20 protein-coding genes are annotated in these 18,067 nt (G+C 35.2%); 2 read left to right on the top strand and 18 right to left on the bottom strand.

Features of this window, described 5'->3' with window-relative positions; all coding sequences use genetic code 11:
* Positions 1-3: 3 nt before the first annotated feature.
* The 15 genes from CSW08_RS01615 to CSW08_RS01545 form a co-directional block, all read right to left on the bottom strand.
* Entirely contained in the window at positions 4-753 is a 750-nt protein-coding gene (locus tag CSW08_RS01615) for an SDR family NAD(P)-dependent oxidoreductase (RefSeq protein ID WP_106658163.1), read from the bottom strand.
* Between the two features lie 3 nt (positions 754-756).
* Positions 757-978, bottom strand: a complete 222-nt coding sequence (locus CSW08_RS01610) for an acyl carrier protein (RefSeq protein ID WP_106658162.1) — start codon at positions 976-978, stop codon at positions 757-759.
* Between the two features lie 6 nt (positions 979-984).
* Positions 985-1,671, bottom strand: coding sequence for an acetyltransferase (locus CSW08_RS01605; protein WP_106658161.1), 687 nt, complete (start codon positions 1,669-1,671; stop codon positions 985-987).
* Entirely contained in the window at positions 1,668-3,227 is a 1,560-nt protein-coding gene (locus tag CSW08_RS01600) for an amino acid adenylation domain-containing protein (RefSeq protein WP_106658160.1), read from the bottom strand. Before CSW08_RS01600 ends, CSW08_RS01605 begins: the two co-directional genes overlap by 4 nt.
* Positions 3,228-3,932 (bottom strand): WbqC family protein, encoded by a 705-nt coding sequence (locus CSW08_RS01595; RefSeq protein WP_106658159.1) that lies wholly within the window; start codon positions 3,930-3,932, stop codon positions 3,228-3,230.
* The gene (locus CSW08_RS01590; protein ID WP_106658190.1) at positions 3,929-5,002 is read right to left on the bottom strand and encodes a DegT/DnrJ/EryC1/StrS family aminotransferase; all 1,074 of its coding nucleotides are present in this window, start codon (positions 5,000-5,002) and stop codon (positions 3,929-3,931) included. Before CSW08_RS01590 ends, CSW08_RS01595 begins: the two co-directional genes overlap by 4 nt.
* Before the next feature lie 8 nt (positions 5,003-5,010).
* A complete protein-coding gene (locus CSW08_RS01585) occupies positions 5,011-5,652 on the bottom strand; it encodes a sulfotransferase (protein ID WP_106658158.1) in 642 nt (213 codons plus the stop codon).
* Positions 5,645-6,565 carry a glycosyltransferase family 2 protein gene (locus CSW08_RS01580; RefSeq protein WP_262496528.1) on the bottom strand — a complete coding sequence of 307 codons (921 nt, stop codon included), beginning with the start codon at positions 6,563-6,565 and terminating at the stop codon, positions 5,645-5,647. Before CSW08_RS01580 ends, CSW08_RS01585 begins: the two co-directional genes overlap by 8 nt.
* Positions 6,566-6,620: 55 nt before the next feature.
* On the bottom strand, positions 6,621-7,643 hold the full coding sequence (locus CSW08_RS01575; protein ID WP_106658156.1) for a glycosyltransferase family 2 protein: 1,023 nt from the start codon (positions 7,641-7,643) through the stop codon (positions 6,621-6,623).
* A 3-nt stretch (positions 7,644-7,646) separates the two neighbouring features.
* A complete protein-coding gene (locus tag CSW08_RS01570; RefSeq protein ID WP_106658155.1) occupies positions 7,647-8,525 on the bottom strand; it encodes a glycosyltransferase family 2 protein in 879 nt (292 codons plus the stop codon).
* The gene (locus tag CSW08_RS01565) at positions 8,518-9,600 is read right to left on the bottom strand and encodes a glycoside hydrolase family 99-like domain-containing protein (protein ID WP_106658154.1); all 1,083 of its coding nucleotides are present in this window, start codon (positions 9,598-9,600) and stop codon (positions 8,518-8,520) included. Before CSW08_RS01565 ends, CSW08_RS01570 begins: the two co-directional genes overlap by 8 nt.
* Positions 9,593-10,381 carry a class I SAM-dependent methyltransferase gene (locus CSW08_RS01560; RefSeq protein WP_203226831.1) on the bottom strand — a complete coding sequence of 263 codons (789 nt, stop codon included), beginning with the start codon at positions 10,379-10,381 and terminating at the stop codon, positions 9,593-9,595. The genes CSW08_RS01565 and CSW08_RS01560 overlap by 8 nt, the downstream gene beginning before the upstream one ends.
* A gap of 3 nt (positions 10,382-10,384) precedes the next feature.
* Complete coding sequence (locus tag CSW08_RS01555) at positions 10,385-11,512, bottom strand: glycosyltransferase family 4 protein (RefSeq protein ID WP_106658153.1); 1,128 nt, start codon at positions 11,510-11,512, stop codon at positions 10,385-10,387.
* An 8-nt stretch (positions 11,513-11,520) separates the two neighbouring features.
* Positions 11,521-12,369, bottom strand: a complete 849-nt coding sequence (locus CSW08_RS01550; protein WP_106658152.1) for a hypothetical protein — start codon at positions 12,367-12,369, stop codon at positions 11,521-11,523.
* A gap of 62 nt (positions 12,370-12,431) precedes the next feature.
* Entirely contained in the window at positions 12,432-13,124 is a 693-nt protein-coding gene (locus CSW08_RS01545) for a sulfotransferase family 2 domain-containing protein (protein ID WP_106658151.1), read from the bottom strand.
* A 105-nt stretch (positions 13,125-13,229) separates the two neighbouring features.
* Between CSW08_RS01545 and CSW08_RS01540 the strand changes: the two genes are divergently transcribed.
* Entirely contained in the window at positions 13,230-13,907 is a 678-nt protein-coding gene (locus CSW08_RS01540; protein ID WP_106658150.1) for a hypothetical protein, read from the top strand.
* Positions 13,908-13,919: 12 nt separating this feature from the next.
* Here CSW08_RS01540 and CSW08_RS01535 read toward each other — a convergent pair whose 3' ends face one another.
* Together CSW08_RS01535 and CSW08_RS01530 are read right to left on the bottom strand one after the other, a co-directional pair.
* Complete coding sequence (locus CSW08_RS01535; protein ID WP_106658149.1) at positions 13,920-15,125, bottom strand: ABC transporter ATP-binding protein; 1,206 nt, start codon at positions 15,123-15,125, stop codon at positions 13,920-13,922.
* Between the two features lies 1 nt (position 15,126).
* Positions 15,127-15,966, bottom strand: a complete 840-nt coding sequence (locus CSW08_RS01530) for an ABC transporter permease (protein WP_157831410.1) — start codon at positions 15,964-15,966, stop codon at positions 15,127-15,129.
* Positions 15,967-17,289: 1,323 nt separating this feature from the next.
* Here CSW08_RS01530 and CSW08_RS18410 point away from each other — a divergent pair.
* Positions 17,290-17,412: a hypothetical protein gene (locus CSW08_RS18410; protein WP_262496525.1), complete on the top strand. Its 123-nt coding sequence runs from the start codon at positions 17,290-17,292 to the stop codon at positions 17,410-17,412.
* Between the two features lie 253 nt (positions 17,413-17,665).
* On the opposite strand, the gene CSW08_RS01525 is transcribed toward CSW08_RS18410, so the two are convergent.
* Positions 17,666-18,019 (bottom strand): GIY-YIG nuclease family protein, encoded by a 354-nt coding sequence (locus tag CSW08_RS01525; protein ID WP_106658147.1) that lies wholly within the window; start codon positions 18,017-18,019, stop codon positions 17,666-17,668.
* Between the last annotated feature and the right edge of the window lie 48 nt (positions 18,020-18,067).

Here is an 18,067-nt window from a genome sequence, read left to right as displayed (position 1 = left end):
ATATTATAGTACTAAACCACCATTTAAACCTAGCACTTCACCATTATAAAAGTCGTTTTCAATCGCAAATTGAGCCGCTAATATAACCTCCTCAATGGCGCCTGTTCGATTTAAAGGGGTTTTGCTAACCCATTTATCAAGCATGGTTTTTTCTAAAGCCTCATGGGTGCCCATGGTATTCATAAACCCTGGAGCAATGGCTACAGAACGTATGCCAAAAACACCCAACTCTTTGGCCCATACTTTAGTCATCGCCTCAACAGCAGCTTTTGATGCTGAATAGGCTGTTTGTCCCGCATTGCCTGTTGCAGCTATAGAACTCATATTAATAACAACCCCTTTGTTCCTTTTTTTTATCATGTTGTTAATAAACGAACGTGCCATATAAAAAACGCCATTCTGGTTGACCTGAATAACCTCATCCCATAATGCCATGGAATGTCTGCCATCTGGCCTGTTTAAAACATTTACCAATGGGGCGTTTTTCATAATACCGGCATTATTTATCAGTACATTTATGCCACTGTGATTTTGAAATAGCGTATCAACAACCTCTTCAACATCACCATTATTTGAAACATCACATGTATAGGTATGAACCGTTTTGTCTTCCTTTTTTAGTTTTGATAGAGAGGTTCCATTAATATCTAAAGCGAAAACAGAGGCTCCTTTTGATGAAAAATATAAGGCCATAGCTTTTCCAAAACCGGATCCTGCTCCGGTTATAATAATGTGGGCTTGACGCAATTCCATAGGTTATATATATTTTGAAATAGTGGTTCTTATGGCATTAAATGTGGTCATTTCTGCAATATCATCACCAGAGAGTTCTATCCCAAAAGCATCTTCAATAGCAACAATCAAATTCATATGCGATAACGAATCCCAATGATCTACATCATCCATCCCTAAGTTTTCTTTGGTGCGTTCAAAAGGTATTTTTAAAGTATCTGCTAAAATATGATTGATTTTTTCCATAATGACTTATAAAGATTGTACTCTGAAACAAGAAGACATTTTAGTGAATTGATCAGAATTTAAACGATGGGATTCCGTTGATGGCGCAATAAGGACTGTCTTATCTGGAATGCTTTTGGTAATCAAAACCGATGCTCCTACCATGCATTGCTCACCAATAGTAATTTCATTCCCAATAGTAGCTCCTAAACCCACAAAAGTGCCTTTGCCCAATGTTGTAACGCCTCCAATTAAACAACCACCTGTCAACCAGCAATGGTCTTCTATAATAGCATGATGCCCTACCATAGTGCCTCCCCATACAATTACATTGTTTCCTAATTTAGCACAGGGCTGTAAAGCAACTTGATCCATGATAATCGAATTTCCACCAAGTGTAAAATTTCCTTTTACGTAAGGACTAACGTACGTGGCAAACGTATAACCCAATGCTTTAAAATGATTGTATTTAGACGCTCGTAATTGATTGATGCCCTGATACCCAACAGCAACAAAAACAGAATATTTATTTGCCGGAAAGCGGGTTTCAACCTCTGATAATGCTATAAGTGGTTTTTCTAAAAAATCAGCATTTTTTACAAAGGCATCGTCAACCACATAGGCTATAATGTCATATTCTGAATCTCTTTCAAAATAATAACTTATTGCCTGGGAAATTTTACCAGCGCCAAATATAATTAATGGTTTACTCATGAGTTAAGATCTTTTTTCAAGTGCAATCGATCGATTTTTCCGTTTTGATTTTTTGGTAAATCATCAAAGTAAAAATACAAATCAGGTAACATATACGAAGGTAAGTACTTTTTTAATACTTCAGTAATTTTAGCTTCATCTTTAAGGTCGGATGTTAAACAGGCAATTAATTTTGATGCATACCGACCATTATCAACATATACCACGGCACTTTCCTTTATAAAATCAATACTGTTAAAAGCGTTCTCAATCTCTTCCAATTCAATCCGATACCCCATACGTTTTATCTGGTTATCTTTTCTTCCACAAAACAAGAAAATCTTGCTATTTAAATCCTGTTTTACTAAATCACCGCTTAAATAAACTTGTTCCTGATGGGTTTTATTTACTGGATTGTCAATAAACACAGCTTTGGTTTTCTCTAAATCCCGGTAATACCCTATACCAACATTTGGCCCTCCAATGCAAAGTTCTCCGGTCTCTCCTAATGGCACCTCTTCATGCTGTTCATTAATCACCAATCCATAAAAACCAGAAGCCAAATGCCCTAATGGCAATAAATCATCCACTTCCATATCTTTGTTAGAAACGTCATAAGACGAGCAAATACAAGTACATTCGGTAGGCCCATAAACATTTACAAAACGAATACGATCACTCCAATACTTCCATAGTACACGAAGATGGTTTTTAGGAAATCCTTCCCCCCCAAAAGTAACGATGCGTAAAGTTGGCAAATCGGTGGACTTTAAGGCCCGCATATTCAACATATAAACCAGCATGGAAGGGACACTGAACCAAATGGTTGGTTCTGCCTCGTTTAAGGCATCCAGTAATTTTCTTGGATTACGGCTTAAATATTCATGAACCGGAATAATAGAGGCTCCCGTAAAAAAAGAGGCATAAAAATCGAAAACCGAATTGTCAAAATGCATCGGGTTAATATTGGTAAAGACATCTTTGGTTGTTGTTTGATAGGTTGTTTTGGACCAATTGATAAAATTTAAAACTTGTAGATGTGAAATAACCACCCCTTTGGGAAACCCGGTTGACCCAGACGTAAACATAATGTAAGCAGGGGTATTGCCGTGTACCTCTTTATTACAGTCGGGAAACTCATCATTATTTGTATTGATTTTTTTAATAAACCCATCACTGGAATAGTCTATGGACATGACCGATTTGGATGCAAAATCGTTAATTACCGAATTTTTATCCTGGAAATATAACAAAAGCTTGGGTTGGCTTATGTTAACCATTCTATGAAATCGTTCTATGGGACTTTTGGGATCTAGATTGGTATAAGGTGCACCTATCTTTAAACATGCCAACATCAACGCATAAGAAAGTTCAGTCTTATTATTCAATATGGCTACAACATCGTTTTTTTTGATACTTAAAGTGGATAGATAATGAGCAATCTTATTTGAAAGTTCTTGTAATTCTTTATAAGTGGTTAAAGTCCCGTCAATTGCTTTAATGGCGATAAAGTTTGGGTTATCAAAAGCTATCTTATTAAATAATTGGCCTAAATTATAATGATAATTATCAAGCATCTATATTAATTTATACGTTGTCAACATCGTTTGTATGTCTTCTTTAGAATTGAACATGACAACATCCAGTATGGATAACCAAGGTACAAATTCATTCTTAAACTGCTTGTAAGCTATGGGCTCACTCTGAAGAAAATATAAGTGTATCCCTTGGTTTTCAAAAAAGGCTTTTGAATATAATGACATACCTCCAATAGGATTGATATAGGTGGAAGCATTTTCTTTTTTGGCAATGGCCAAAATTCGGTTTTCTTTTTTTAAATGTTGTGATTCCTTATGGGTCTGTGAACTTATAACCCAGTTTTTATCCAATCCAAGATAATTTGACATTAACAAAACACTGTCTATGGCCATGTCTGAAATGGAATTGTAGGTACGCTTGTTAAAAAATGGCTCCATAAGTGGAAAAATAGTTTCAAAAAACGGAGCTTCTTTGTAGGCTTGGTGCAAGGTCTTTATAAATTTTGCTCGCAATTTTTCATCAAAATGCAAGGGCACATTCTTTATTAATTTGTTCTGGCTTACGGCACTACAGGGAATGGTAAATTGGTGTGCTTTACCATTGACCAATATGGAATTTCGGTTAATAAACCCTTTTTTTATAAAATTCACGTCGTCATAAAACACAAAGGTATCCACGGCTTGGATTAACTGAAAATAGCCAAGATATGGAAACACATAAGGTTGCATGATCGCCACCTTCATAACGCTTCTTTTAACAGTTTAATAATGCGCTCTTGGTCATCCTGTTTTAAATCTGGATACAAAGGCAAACACAAAACCCGTGATGCTATCGATTCCGAAATTGGGCAAACACTTTTTTCCACATAGTTTAAAGTATGTAACGACGGATAAAAATAACGCCTTGGGTAGATATATGCTTTATGGAGTATTTCTAAAACTTTTAATAACTGGCCTTCATCCTCAAAAATGATGGGATAGTAACTATAATTCCATTGTACATCTTCCCTAATGGATAAAGTTTGTAAACCAGTAAACATAAAGGCTTTGTTATATCGATCCACAACCTGTTGACGTTGTTTTAGTAAGTTATCCATATAAGGCAATACCGCCAGCCCCATAGCGGCCTGTGGTTCACTCATCTTGGCATTGATGCCTATCCCTTGAAATGTTTCTTCACCTTTGTGTCCAAAATTATGATGATAAAACAAGGTGTTAAGCAATGACCGATCATGGGTGAACATAGCCCCCCCTTCTCCAGTATGGAATACTTTGGTGGCATGAAAACTACAGGTACTCACATCTCCATAATTAAAAATAGATTGTCCCTTATAAGTGACCCCAAAACAATGGGCAGCGTCATAAATAACGCTTAAGCTATGTTTTTTTGCTATGGTATCAATAGCTTCAATGGCACAAGGGTTTCCATAAACATGGGTAGCCAATATGGCCGAAGTTTTGGGAGTGATAGCAGCCTCTATTTTGGTGTCATCAATGGTTAAATAGTCTGGGTGTATATCCACAAAAACCGGGGTACAGCCTTCCCAAACAATACTACTGGTGGTGGCTACATAACTAAAGGGCGTGGTAATAATCTCACCTGTAAGTTTCAATGCTTTTATGGCAATCTGCAAAGGTAATGTACCATTTGTTGTTGCGATGATATGCTTTACCTTTAAATAGTCTTTCAGCTTAGCCTCAAGTTCGTTTACCAAAATGCCCCTGTTGGTGATCCATCCCGAGTCCCAAGCCAATTTTAAAATAGCCTGGTATTGGTCTTGAGGTGGCAAAAAGGTTTTGGTGACTGGAATCATAAAAAGGGTTAAGTTTTGTTTTCCCAAGGAAAATCTTCACGAATTGGGCTTTTGTTCAAAAATTTACAAAGTCTAAAATAGTCATTTTTTTGAGATACATTAATGACCAACAATTTTTCTGGTCGACTTTTAAAATAATCCTTTACCATCGCATTGTGACCGTTATAAACTGAGATAAGCTGTTCTTTATTGTAAAGATCATCATCCGAGGTATTGTAAAGCAATTTAAAACTGTCATAGGCATAGCCTTGATACCTATACTTGGCATTTTTTAATTCATTTGCCGTTGGTGGTTTATCACCATCAGACCACAGTTTTGAATGAAATTTAGTCAATGAATCATACCATTGTTCAGGGGTATCCCGTTCGGTTAAAATAAATTGGGCATGTTTAAATTGTTGGTCCAATGCCATAAAGGTAAAGGGCAAAGAAAACGGTACATCCTGAAAGGCATCGGCTGTTTTACATAAATTGATAATGTTTTTAAAATCACGCTTGTACCAATCAAACACCAACAACTCCCCTTTTTCTTGATGGCCCATTTTATAATTAAAGTCCTTTAAAACCCGCTGTATAGTGGTGGTTCCGGTTTTTCCAAAGCCTATGCAAAACACTTTTGGTTTCGATGTGTTGAATATCCTATCAAACATGATTGTGGTTTTGAAATTTAATTCGTATCCTCCGCAATAAAACGAGTCCAATCTTAACTGGAAGTTTAGTCAGTACACTTATCAAAATAACAAAAATAGGGGAGTTCCAAGCCTTTAAACTTTTAATATTTGCATTAATATACTTTTTTTTATTTCCATTCAAAATTAATAAAGCAATCGTATTATTGATTAAATGTAAGGTAACCTGGTTTCTTATTAGGTCATCATCGAAATACATTGAATTTTTCAAAGTTTGGGATATAAAAGCAAGCGACTTACTTTTTTCAGTTTCTATAATATTTTTATTTTGTTCTGATAATTTATGATCTCCTTCAGTGTCTACATATAACAAGTGTTCATTTATTGCAATGATAGTATTATTATTTAAGGCTGCACAAATATCAAAGGCATAATCTTCCCAGTTACGGGTATTGATCCAGCCTTCATGTTTGTTCAATACATGTTTATCCCAAAGACAAGCCGGTGTATCCCAGGGCCTTCCCCTTATTAATAGGTTTGGTAATATAGTGCTTTCACTTATTTTACTTTTGTTGGCTTTCCCAAGTTCAACACCATTTTTAACATGTATCGTTTTTACATATACAAAAGCTACCTCTGTTCCTGATTGCTCAATAACTTCAACACAGCGTTCCAAAAATTTGGGATGCCAATAGTCGTCACTGTCCAAAAAACATACATAGTCACCTTTTGCAAGTTTTAAACCCACATTTCTGGAGTATCCAGGGCCTTCATTTTTGCTGTTTCTTACATAGTTTATGGCATTATTTTTAGGTATAATCGGTGTTTTTTCAGAACAATCATCAATTAAGATGATCTCAAAATCTTGATAGGTCTGATTCAACACAGCATCCAATGCACGTTGCAATTTGACAGGTCTATTGTAATATGGGATAATTATAGATACGATATCTTTTATTTTTACTAGTGTTCTTTAAATAAGTAGGTGCTTAATCACGATTCAACCTGAATTTTAAATAGTGTTTTAAAAGCCCTTTTAGCTTAGGGATTTTAAAGCCATACATCCTGTATAATAGGCTAAACACAAGGCCTTCCTTTTTTGTGAACAACCCATGTGCTACTCCTTTTTTTATAAACCCTATTAAGGATGTTAAATATTGTTTATCTACCAGTCTAAATCCATGTGTGCCAAGTATCGCTTTACATGCCTTACGGATTTTTAAGGGATCTACCATAATGGGATTTAAAAACAAACCATCAAGGGCATAACTATAGATGTGCATAAGCTCATGATAAACGATGCCGCTTTCCATGTTTACTTTGGTGACGTTAGCACTGTGCATTCTAAAATTATTGAGGGCAGAACCAATATAGGCAATATCGCCTTGAAATGACATGTAAATATAGGTAAAAATATCACCTGCATTTTTGTAGGTAACCAGTGTATTTAAAAATGGCTTTGCTTTTAGGTATTTGTTTCTAAATAAAACCGCACTGGCGTTGTTAATGGTAGTTTTGTACAGTAAATAATGTATAAGCTCATCGCTGCCAGCATTCATGTAAGCATCGCTCCATCTACTGGTTTTAAAAAATACGTTCTTTTTTTGGCTCCATAATTCCATTTTGGTAGTATTCCCGTCAACAATTTGGGAATCGGTATACACCAAACTTGCCATAGGGCTGTTCTCTAAAACGGCGACCGTTTGTTCTAAAAATTGGGGTTCCGCAAAATCATCACTCTCGGCAATCCATACATAATCGCCTTTGGCCAATTCAATTCCCTGTCGCCACGCCTTAAAAGGCGAGCCCGAATTGGTTGTGTTGACCATAAAATGGCTGACTTTGGGGTGGTTTTTATAAGGCTCCAAAATTTCTAAACTCCCATCGGTAGAAGCATCGTCCAATAATATCACCTCAAAATCCTGAAAACTTTGGTTAAACACACTATCTAACCGTTGTTTTAAATAACGCTCGTGATTATAGTTGGGTAAAATGACTGATACTTTTACCATACCTTAAAAATTCAATTTTCTTTTTACCTTTCTCATAAAACTTGAAATTTCAGTAAAATAAAACACCTCTTTCAATAATTTTTTTTGCTGGACACTATGCAATTTCCAAAAAATGGTTTGTAATAATAGTCTTGGTAATAAGCGTTTATCTTTTATTTTAATATTTCTATTAACTTGAGATGCTTGAGCATCATGAAGTCTAAATTTAATAAGCTCTTCATCTATAAAACCAATTTTAAAATAAGGCATTAAACGGTACCAATATTCTATATCTAAAGCTTGGCTCAAGTGAGTATTAAAATAACCCACCCTGTCAAAACATCTTTTATGTAATAATACAGCTGTTGGTTCGCCTATTTTGTTTTCAGGTTTATCTAATAATTTTTTATCTTTTAAATACACTTTACCATCTAATGTGCCTTGTTTAATCTCAAGCGATTCCCAGTCCAGATGTAGCGATCTAAAATTTTTCACCCAAGCCGTATCAAAGTTTTTATTTGAATCAAAAATAATCTGCCGTTTACAATAGACCAAACCTACATTCTTCGAACCTTCGGCCAAAGCTACCATCTTCTCTACACAATGCGGCTCTAAAACATCATCCTGAAATAAAAATTTAATATAATCTCCATTGGCTTGTTTGATACAATGATTCCAGTTAGCACCTATGCCACTGGGATTATGATGATGCACTTGAATGGGAATATGAGTCTTCTTTTTATAGCTTTCAATAATCTGTAATGTGGCGTCTTTAGATGCATCATCGCTTACCACAATTTCTATATTACTATAAGTTTGAGCCAAGGCAGACTTTAAAGCGTCCTCAATAAAAGAAGCTCCATTAAAAGTTGGGATACATATAGAGACTAATGGCTTATTCATCTTGCTCCAATGCTTTTTTGGTAGCCTCTAAATAAGCACTACCATATTTGATGCAAGGCTCCAAATGGTTACCTTCAGCCCATTCATTCATGGCATTAATAAAAATAAAATTTTCTTCACTTGAAAACGGTTTAAACGTTTTTACAATATGCCTAAACCATTCATAATAAACGTTGGGATTACTACCTATGCCGACAAAGGCTTGCATTCCCTTTCTTGCTGTGTTATCCCAAGATGGTGTTATACCTCTATACAACTTATAAGATGGCAAGTCTCTTTGCATTATTTTTTGTGCTCCTAATTTAAAATCTCGCAAGCTATATTGTTGATTTTTTTTATGCTTTAATCTATAAAGCCATTTATTAAATTGTGTTGGTTTTATAACTTCTTTCATTACTTGATGTGGAGCAAACTCTATAGCAGCATCAAATCCAATCGATTCGGGTTTTATTGCTTCATGAAAACTTTCAGTGATACATAAATACAAACCTTTATAACCAAATTCTTCCGTAGCTATTTTACGCCACAATCGAGACGTTTTCTCTATGTTCGGAAATAAGCTGTGTCTATAAATAATAAATACAGGACAACCATTAACTGTGATATATCGTGTATCTGTAAACACATGTTCACATAGCCAGCGCATATGATTTTGATCATCTTCAAAAGAATAGTCTTGTTTTATTAAAACTTCATCATCTTTTCCATCCCATCTGCGTGTCCAATTTTCGTTAGCCCAGCATAACATAAATGGCATTTCGGGTTTTTGTAAACGAAGTATTTCATCAATTGGGTAATTTAACAATCGTTTACCATTAAACCAGTAATGATAATAACAAAATCCATGAATACCATACTCTTTAGCTAGATTTGCTTGAGCTTCTCTTACCTCAGGTAAACGCAAATCATAATACCCTAAATCTGTTGGAACATGAGGTTGGTAGTGGCCTTTAAACAATGGTTTAGCTTTTTTTACATTAGTCCATTCTGTAAAACCCTTGCCCCACCATTCATCATTTTCAGGAATGGGGTGAAACTGTGGCAATACAAAAGCTATTGGTCTTAATTTAGGCATCTAACAACTTCTTTTTAGCGACAATGATTTCAATGTATTCTGCTCTAATACCATAATTTAAATCGTCAATATAAATAATTCCGCAATCGGCTCCTGTATATTTTTCTATATAATCTTTTATATCGTACCCCCAATGGAAAGTCACTGGAGAACCTTTATCGTCAATAGGGTTTCCATGCCATTCGGGTTCAAAAAGAAATTCTGGGTCGCCATTTACTCCTTTTTTAGCCCAACGCTGCGTAGGTTTATGTTTATTTATGATGGGTACAGAAAAAATATGTGCCCCTCCAGGCTTCAAGGTACGGTGTATTTCTTTAAACGCTTTTTCTGGTTCGTAAATATGCTCCATAACATCAGACGTAATTACCAAATCGAAAGATTCATCTGGAAATGTTTGAGCTTCTAAATCTTCATTTCTTATGCCATTGACAAAATCCCCTAAATGTTTATCAACAAAAAACTGGGTTTCTATATAATTTTTAACATGAGTTCTCAATGTGACACTATGCCCTCTGGTACCTGGTGACGATTCGTGAATTGTTAATGCTTTCCAATTAGGATACTTATTCTTAATGGTTAACATTAATGCACGCTCTCGCGGAATACAACCGCAATTGCTGCATTTAAAGTGGTCGCGCAACCAAGAATTTCTAGCGATAAATGTGGTGTCCTTTTCACAGCATGGGCAAAAGCCCTTTTGTTTGAAGAAAAATGTACCGAATCTAGATTCGTAAACTTCAACTACTTTGTTTTTTATATATTTTTTTATTATTCTTATCAAATGCTAATGCTTTAATGTTTCATTTATCACCTCGAATAATATAGGGCATATATTCTCGGGGGTAAACGCCTTAAATAGATTAGAAGCGTTTATGCCATCTTGCTTTAAATTTTCAGCATTGTTATAATAAGAAACAATAGCTTCTGCCATTGCTTCTATATCTAGATAAGGGACTACCTTACCACCTCCTTGTTTTACAACCTCTGCACTTCCTGATGCTCCTTCAAAACAAATGATAGGTTTTCGCAAATGCGCTAACTCTATACATACCAAAGGAAACGGGTCTTCTCTTGAAGGCAATAAAAGCACATCAAAACTCCGGAACGTCTCCGTAGGATCCTCTAATTCTCCTACAAATCGCACCTTATGCTGTAAGCCCATTTTTTTTATATCGTTATCAATAACAGGTTTATCCCTAAACTCATTTCCTACCCAAATAAACGCTACATCCAGTTCAGGATAATGCTTAAATAAGTATCTCGCAACTTGTAAGAACACATCATTTCCTTTGCGCCAGTAAGACAATCCGCTTGCTCCAACAATAAAAGAAGACTTTTTAGTAACCGTATCCGTTTTATTTGCCACTGGTTTCTCCAAAGCACATCCATAAACCACCGAAATTTTATTAGGATCAATTTGGTATCCAGTTAACAAATTAGCTTTCACTTGTTCCGATACTGCTATAAAATGGTCTACATCCCTCACCTGCCCATTAAAATTAGGTACTAATGTTTTTAAGATGATCTCCAACTCGTGTATATGAGCAATAAGTCTAGCACTTGTCCCCTTTTCTTTTATCCTCACCCCATGAGAGACAGATACTCCTGTATTGGCATAAATGACATGGTAAGGTCTTTTTGCCAACTGTTCATAAACACTTACTTTTTTGGTTTCAAAACCTAATTTACGTTTAATACGTCCAGCTAAAGAAAGTGGTTTATTAACTTTATTTTTAATATAAAATACCTCATCGCACAAACCATTAAATTCTGGTTCCATAACCCCACCATGCACATATAACATGTCAAAACTTATATCAGGAACATGCTTTCTTAGCCATTGCATTAAAAACAACAGCATCATAGGCGCTCCTGATCGTGAAGCATCATGGGTGATGAAAAGGATTTTCATGAATTCATTTAAGTAACGTTTTTAATAATGTCCAATTTTTTAGGGTGATATTTCATGATTAAATCTCTGTAGCTTTTTACATAGGGCTCTAAAAGGCTATCTTCTCCATTTAAGGCTCTTTTGATAGTATAAGTTACAAAATGTATAAAAATAATTGGGTATTTTCCTGAAATGATTACCTCTCCGTTAATTAAGGATCTAGGGCACTCAACCATATTCCATTCTGCAACATTACAGCCTTTATGTCTTATTATTTTTACATGTTCATCTAGAAGCGGGAGGAGGTCAAAATATTTTTGGTCATCATATAATGAAAGATTTCTATTTTTTTCACATTTATAAAAACACATTTCAAATAATGTATCCAACAAATCTAGACTGTTTTTATTGGCTCCAATAAAACCGGCGTTGTAGAGACCTTCATTGAAGTTTTTTTCGAAATTATTACTATCTTTCTTTGGGTCATATGATCTCCAATGTGGCGTAATAATTATTTTAAAAGCATCTAATTCTGAAAACAAAAAAGTAAAATCATTGTAAAAATGAATATCTGAATCTACATAAATAATCTTTTCACAACATTGATTCAAAAGAAAGGACATCAAAATAGGTTTCATACTCCATCTAAATTCATCAGTTATTCCATACTTTTCTAAAAGTCTTTGACATCTTGAATCCTTTGCTAAATCATCGATATTCAAAAAAATAAGATTCGACTCCTTGGTTCTAGTTTTAGAATCGCAAACTAAAACATAAAGTTCTATGTTTTTATCAATGGTCATTAAAGATTCCCATAATGTTCTTGCAAATGGCAAATAATCTGCTGTAATGATGGTACAAAAAGTACATTTTCTCATAATAAATTAATCGTTTTACATTTATTAAGAATCTTTAATGTATTAAAAAAAGTCTGCATATTTTATATAAAAAAAGATTTTAATTTATCTAAAAAATTCCTTTTATCATCAAACTCAAAATTAAAATATTTAATATCAGCTTTATACTTTTTTAAAACTAACCTTTTAGTTCTAAAATTATAAAATTTAGAATAATGTGATTTTCTATTAGTTTTAGATTGATTTAAGTGAATAGAGAAAAAGTTATTAGACAATTTTAAATCTTGAGCAACTTTATTAAGTCCTATATTTAAATTTTTAAAATCTATGATAGTATTGTAGGTTATCTCTTTACCATTTAAAAAAAAATAATCTTTTTGTAAATAAAGATGGTCCCCTGCATAAAGACTAGTACTATTATCAGTAAGTATTTTTTTAAACCTTCCCTCTTTGTTTAGAAAATTTCCGAATGTATCATTTACATTTTTTTCATTTTGAATCCATATATAATCAGAATAAGCTCTATCCCATGAATTTCTATAAACAATAAATTTGTAATAGGTATTCCAAATGTCATCAGTAATATATTTTAAATCAATTAATTGTTGTGGAGTGGCATGTTGTAGATATAATTTATTGGTATCGTCCCAGCCAAACAAAAAATTAGTCTCTTTTGTGTTGTAATTTTCTACATCAACCCCAAAAGCATGTTCAATGGATGTGCCTGCACACTTAGCAATGTGGATAAATATACATTTATGCTTATGGGAAATCATTTTACATTGAAATTTCAAAAATTCAAATATAATTTAATAGGATTAACCTATAGCCAATTAATATTATTATTTTAGCCTTTAAGCTTATATAATTAATTTTTTATAATGAACCTTTTACAAAAATTATTTTCATTTAATAAAAAAAATAAATCAACTATTCCACATGGGAAAAAAGGTGTTGATAAAGTTGGGCATAGAACTTATGTTGGTGGGCTTTGGGATGAAATAGGAAAATTACAATTTGATTTTTTAGTAGCAAAGGGATTAAAACCTTCTGATAAATTTATGGATATTGCTTGCGGGAGTTTAAGAGCGGGGGTACACCTAATTCCATATTTAGAAAAAGGCAATTATTTAGGTATAGATAAGGAAAAAAAATTAATTGAATTGGGTTTATCTCATGAGTTGGATAATAAATGGATGACATTGAAAGAACCCGAATTTATAATTTCTAATAAATTTGAGTTTGAAAAATTTACAAAAACACCTAATTATGCCATAGCTCAATCTTTGTTTACGCATCTTCCTCCAAAATTAATAAATGAGTGTTTTAGTAAGCTAAAAGACCATTTCGATAAAGAGGGTGTTTTCTATGCTACTTATTTTATTTCAGAAGAAAAACATAAAAATCCCAATAAACCTCATGATCATGGCATATTTAAATATACTATTGAGGAAGTCAAACAATTTGGGGATTTAAATGGATGGAATGTAGAATATATTGGGAATTGGAATCATCCTAGGAATCAACAGATAGTAAAATATACATTAAAAAACAATTAATCATTATTGTTTTTATTTTTGAATGAATGTTGATTCAAGTAAAAAAGGTTGAAAATGATCTTCTTTATGTAATATCTGAAAGGTTATGACACCATTCATTCGCAATATAGGTTCATTACTATTTCTCTTGAAAGCCGTTACATTTATGGAGTAAACTCCTTTTGATAACTGTAAGCCTTCATGAAGTACATTAAAATCTAAATAACCTTCATTAATGGTTATTAAATCTGGATTATAATTGGGGTCAAAAATTGCTAAAGGTCGTTGTTCTTTATCATAAATTAGGATACGAAATAGAGGAACTTCTATCTTTTCTTTTAATTTAAATTTAAAATTTAATACCAAATCTTCTTTCCAATTAATTTGAGGTATATTATCTATACTTTTTGTAGAGTTTAGAAGATTTGCGCTTAATAATTCTAAGCTTCCATTGGTATAAATTACTTGAGTGTCATTATCACCAAAACTTTTATAATATAGATCTATGGCTTTCCCTACTTCATCCCCTTGAAAAACACTTTTCCCTTTTTCCATTAAAATGACGTGATCACATAACCTTGAAACGGTTGGCATATTATGAGATACATAAATAATAGCGGTATTATCCAAGAGATTATCAATAGTTTTAAAACATTTCATAATAAACCCAAGGTCGCCTACCGCCAACACCTCATCAATAATCAATACATCGGGTTCCATTTGTGCCGCTACGGCAAAGCCCAAACGTACTTTCATACCGCTGCTGTAGTTTTGCACGGGCATGTCTATAAACTCACGTATTTCGGCAAAATCAATAATATCTTCTACTTTGGCATTTATCTCTTTTTTGGTAAAACCCAGTACCGCACCATTGTTATAAATGTTTTCACGCCCTGTTAATATGGGGTTAAAGCCTGCGCCCAGCTCAATGAGTGCCCCAACGCGCCCCTTGATGGTGACTTTGCCGGCATCGGGCATTAATAAACCGTTTAATATTTTAAGTAAGGTACTTTTACCAGCGCCATTGTGCCCTATTAGCCCCAAACACTCGCCACGGCGTAACTGGAAACTCACGTCTTTTACCGCCCAGAATTCTTTGTTACGTAACGCTCTCTCATTTTTATTTCCATAAACATTGGAAACCAAATCCTTAACGCCATACCACAAGCTGGTTTTTAAATCTTTACAAAACTTTTTGGAAACCCCTTCCACGTTTACCAATACCTCGTTCTCTTCCATATTACGCATTTGAACGTTCAACAATAATAGGAATAGAGATGCGATAAAACACCAAGGCCAAAAAACACAAAGGAATACACGCCAATACAACCCAAATATAATAGGCTACATAATCTAGGCTGCCCCCCACAACAAAGTCTCGCGAGGTTAAAATTAAAGCGGTTAGCGGATTCCATTCCATCACCGTTTTCATTAATCCTGTTTTGGGTACCGCATACACAACGGGTGTGATATACATGACCAAACCCAAGCCCATGGTCAGTAGTTTTGAAATGTCATGATACAACAAGCCCAAGGGAGCCATAAACATGCCTAAAGTAACACCAAATAATATCAAGCCCAGTATGGCAAACGGAAACAACAACATGGACGCATGGAAGCCAACCCCATAAACGAACACAAAAAACAAAAGAATAATAATTTTAATGCTACTATCAAACAAGAGCTTATAGATGCTCGACACGATAAGGGCCTCTTTAGGAAAGTTTATTTTACTGATGATGCCTTTGGCCGATTTGGTACCATTTAACGGCGCATTTATGGCTCCTACTATAATAGACCATACAAGCGTACCCGAAAAGGCATAAACGGGATAGGGCACACCGGTATCCGATAGTTTAACCGTTCCTGTTCCATTTAAAAAAATCCATACAATAGCCGTAGTAAGCGGCATGATAAAAGCCCAAATGATACCTAAATACGATTGTCTGTACTGGGCACTGATATCGCGAACCGTAAGCTGCCTAGCCAAAAAACGCGAACGGTACATATCATTTAAGCTCGCTTTTAAAAGCTTGAAAAAATTTAGATTATTTTCCTTTTGGTAAATTTTGGTTTCCAATGACATAGATTTTCAAAGCCGTTTACGCTTTGTATCGCAATTTACTAAATGACTTTGGTATACAGAGTAAATATAGAAAGGTAAATGCTTTCAAAAAAATGATTGGGGCATATTTCCCTGATTTTTGTGTTATTTGGGTTGTACTTGGTATTCCTAACTTGAAATTTGTCTCCTGAACTTACTAAGACTTGTCACCCATATCCCTTCCGACTTGTCACCCTGAACTCGCCTGTAACAAACTTTGTTAGGACTTGTCACCCATACCCCTTAGGACTTGTCACCCTGAACTCGTTTCAGGGTCTAACTCCAACGTAACCAGAGATGCTGAAATAAATTCAGCATGACAAACATTGGAACAGCAGAACAAATCAACAAATCAACAACAAACACCCCTTTTTGACCCCTAAGCCCCCTACGACTTGTCACCCTGAACTCGCCTGTCCTAAACTTTGTTAGGACTTGTCACCCTGAATTTATTTCAGGGTCTAACTCCAATCTAACCCAAGATGCTGAAATAAATTCAGCATGACAAATCAATCATATTTTGTCATTCCGAACTCGCCTGTGCTGAACTCGCCTGTGCTGAACTGGTTTCAGTATTTCAGGGTCTCACCCAACCTTATCTAGATGCTGAAAACCCAAATTTATTACCCTAAGCCCCCTAGGACCTGTCACCCTTACCCCTTCAGACTTGTCACCCTGAACTCGTTTCAGGGTCTATCTCCAATCAAACCCGAGATGCTAAAACCCAAACTTGTCACCCAACCCGATCTTGTCACGCTAAGCCCTCTATGACTTGTCACCCTGAAATCGAAGATTCAACGAAGTTAATTTATTTCAGGGTCTCACCCAACTTAACCGAGATGCTGAAACAAGTTCAGCATGACAAACATTGAGAATTATAGGGCAAGAGTTACGTTCATCTAGACAAACATGATAAAATCACCTTGGCTTTATCTCCCTCAATTAGCCTGTGCTGAACTCGCCTGTGCTGAACTCGCCTGTGCTGAACTTGCCTGTGCTGTCCCGATAGCTATCGGGATTGTTTCAGTATTTCAGTATTTCAGTATTTCAGGGTCTCATCCAACCTTATCTAGATGCTGAAACTAAAACTCGTCCCCCTAAACTCGCCTGTACTGAACTCGCCTGTGCTGAACTTGCCTGTATTGAACTTGCCTGTGCTGAACTTTGTTAGGACTTGTCACCCATATCCCTTCCGACTTGTCACCCTTATCCCTTCAGACTTGTCACCCTGAACTTGTTTCAGGGTCTCTCCAAATTGAACTGAGATGCTGAAACCATCCCGATAGCTATCGGGACAGCATGACAAACATTGGGACAGCAGAACAAATCAATGATGTTTTGTCATTCCGAATTTATTTCGGAATCCATCCAAATCTTAAACGAGATGCTGAAACCATCCCGATAGCTATCGGGACAGCATGACAAAGGTTGGAACAACAGGACAACTAAACAACAAACACCTAAACAACAAACACCCTTATTTGTCATCCTGCGCAGGCAGGAATCCACTAAAAACCCAAGAAACACCATCTTTTTGCCCCCTAAGCCCCCTACGACTTGTCACCCTGAATTTATTTCAGGGTCTAACTCCATCATTAACCGAGATGCTGAAACCATCCCGATAGCTATCGGGACAGCATGACAAACATTGAGAATTATAAGGCAAGAGTTACGTTCATCTGGTCAAACATGATAAAATCACCTTGGCTTTGTCACCCTCAATTGTTTTAGGGTCTAAAGCTACCCACAAATTTTCCCATTCCGGATTATCTGCTTCAATAAGATTGATTTTCCATTCCCGATGCCAGTTCTTTAACTGTTTCTCACGCTTTATAGCATCATCTATATACTGAAACTCTTCAAAATAGACCAATTGCTTGAGCCTATACTTTTTGGTGAACTTTGAGCCCTCCCCTGCCACATGGCGTTCCATACGGTCATCAATGCCTCCTGTTACACCTATGTAAAGGGTACCTCTGGGTTTGTTGGTTAGAATGTAAACCCAGTAATTGTGATAGGCTCTTTTCATGCTTTATGAATTTATATTATGTATTGTTTTAGTTAGAGGTGCTGAAAA

The organism is Confluentibacter flavum (assembly GCF_002843175.1).
Taxonomy (GTDB): Bacteria; Bacteroidota; Bacteroidia; order Flavobacteriales; family Flavobacteriaceae; genus Confluentibacter; species Confluentibacter flavum.
The sequence above is the reverse complement of the archived record's forward strand: the minus strand, read 5'-3'. Positions and strand labels throughout refer to the sequence as shown.

What these genes read in the sequence shown, in the direction of transcription:
- CSW08_RS01570 (WP_106658155.1), bottom strand. Translation starts at nt 8,525, where the DNA reads ATGAATAAGCCATTAGTCTCTATATGTATCCCAACTTTTAATGGAGCT.
- CSW08_RS01590 (WP_106658190.1), bottom strand. Translation starts at nt 5,002, where the DNA reads ATGATTCCAGTCACCAAAACCTTTTTGCCACCTCAAGACCAATACCAG.
- CSW08_RS01615 (WP_106658163.1), bottom strand. Translation starts at nt 753, where the DNA reads ATGGAATTGCGTCAAGCCCACATTATTATAACCGGAGCAGGATCCGGT.
- CSW08_RS01610 (WP_106658162.1), bottom strand. Translation starts at nt 978, where the DNA reads ATGGAAAAAATCAATCATATTTTAGCAGATACTTTAAAAATACCTTTT.
- CSW08_RS01595 (WP_106658159.1), bottom strand. Translation starts at nt 3,932, where the DNA reads ATGAAGGTGGCGATCATGCAACCTTATGTGTTTCCATATCTTGGCTAT.
- CSW08_RS01545 (WP_106658151.1), bottom strand. Translation starts at nt 13,124, where the DNA reads ATGATTTCCCATAAGCATAAATGTATATTTATCCACATTGCTAAGTGT.
- CSW08_RS01585 (WP_106658158.1), bottom strand. Translation starts at nt 5,652, where the DNA reads ATGTTTGATAGGATATTCAACACATCGAAACCAAAAGTGTTTTGCATA.
- CSW08_RS01525 (WP_106658147.1), bottom strand. Translation starts at nt 18,019, where the DNA reads ATGAAAAGAGCCTATCACAATTACTGGGTTTACATTCTAACCAACAAA.
- CSW08_RS01605 (WP_106658161.1), bottom strand. Translation starts at nt 1,671, where the DNA reads ATGAGTAAACCATTAATTATATTTGGCGCTGGTAAAATTTCCCAGGCA.
- CSW08_RS01555 (WP_106658153.1), bottom strand. Translation starts at nt 11,512, where the DNA reads ATGAAAATCCTTTTCATCACCCATGATGCTTCACGATCAGGAGCGCCT.
- CSW08_RS01565 (WP_106658154.1), bottom strand. Translation starts at nt 9,600, where the DNA reads ATGCCTAAATTAAGACCAATAGCTTTTGTATTGCCACAGTTTCACCCC.
- CSW08_RS18410 (WP_262496525.1), top strand. Translation starts at nt 17,290, where the DNA reads ATGACAAACATTGGGACAGCAGAACAAATCAATGATGTTTTGTCATTC.
- CSW08_RS01575 (WP_106658156.1), bottom strand. Translation starts at nt 7,643, where the DNA reads ATGGTAAAAGTATCAGTCATTTTACCCAACTATAATCACGAGCGTTAT.
- CSW08_RS01540 (WP_106658150.1), top strand. Translation starts at nt 13,230, where the DNA reads ATGAACCTTTTACAAAAATTATTTTCATTTAATAAAAAAAATAAATCA.
- CSW08_RS01600 (WP_106658160.1), bottom strand. Translation starts at nt 3,227, where the DNA reads ATGCTTGATAATTATCATTATAATTTAGGCCAATTATTTAATAAGATA.
- CSW08_RS01550 (WP_106658152.1), bottom strand. Translation starts at nt 12,369, where the DNA reads ATGAGAAAATGTACTTTTTGTACCATCATTACAGCAGATTATTTGCCA.
- CSW08_RS01535 (WP_106658149.1), bottom strand. Translation starts at nt 15,125, where the DNA reads ATGGAAGAGAACGAGGTATTGGTAAACGTGGAAGGGGTTTCCAAAAAG.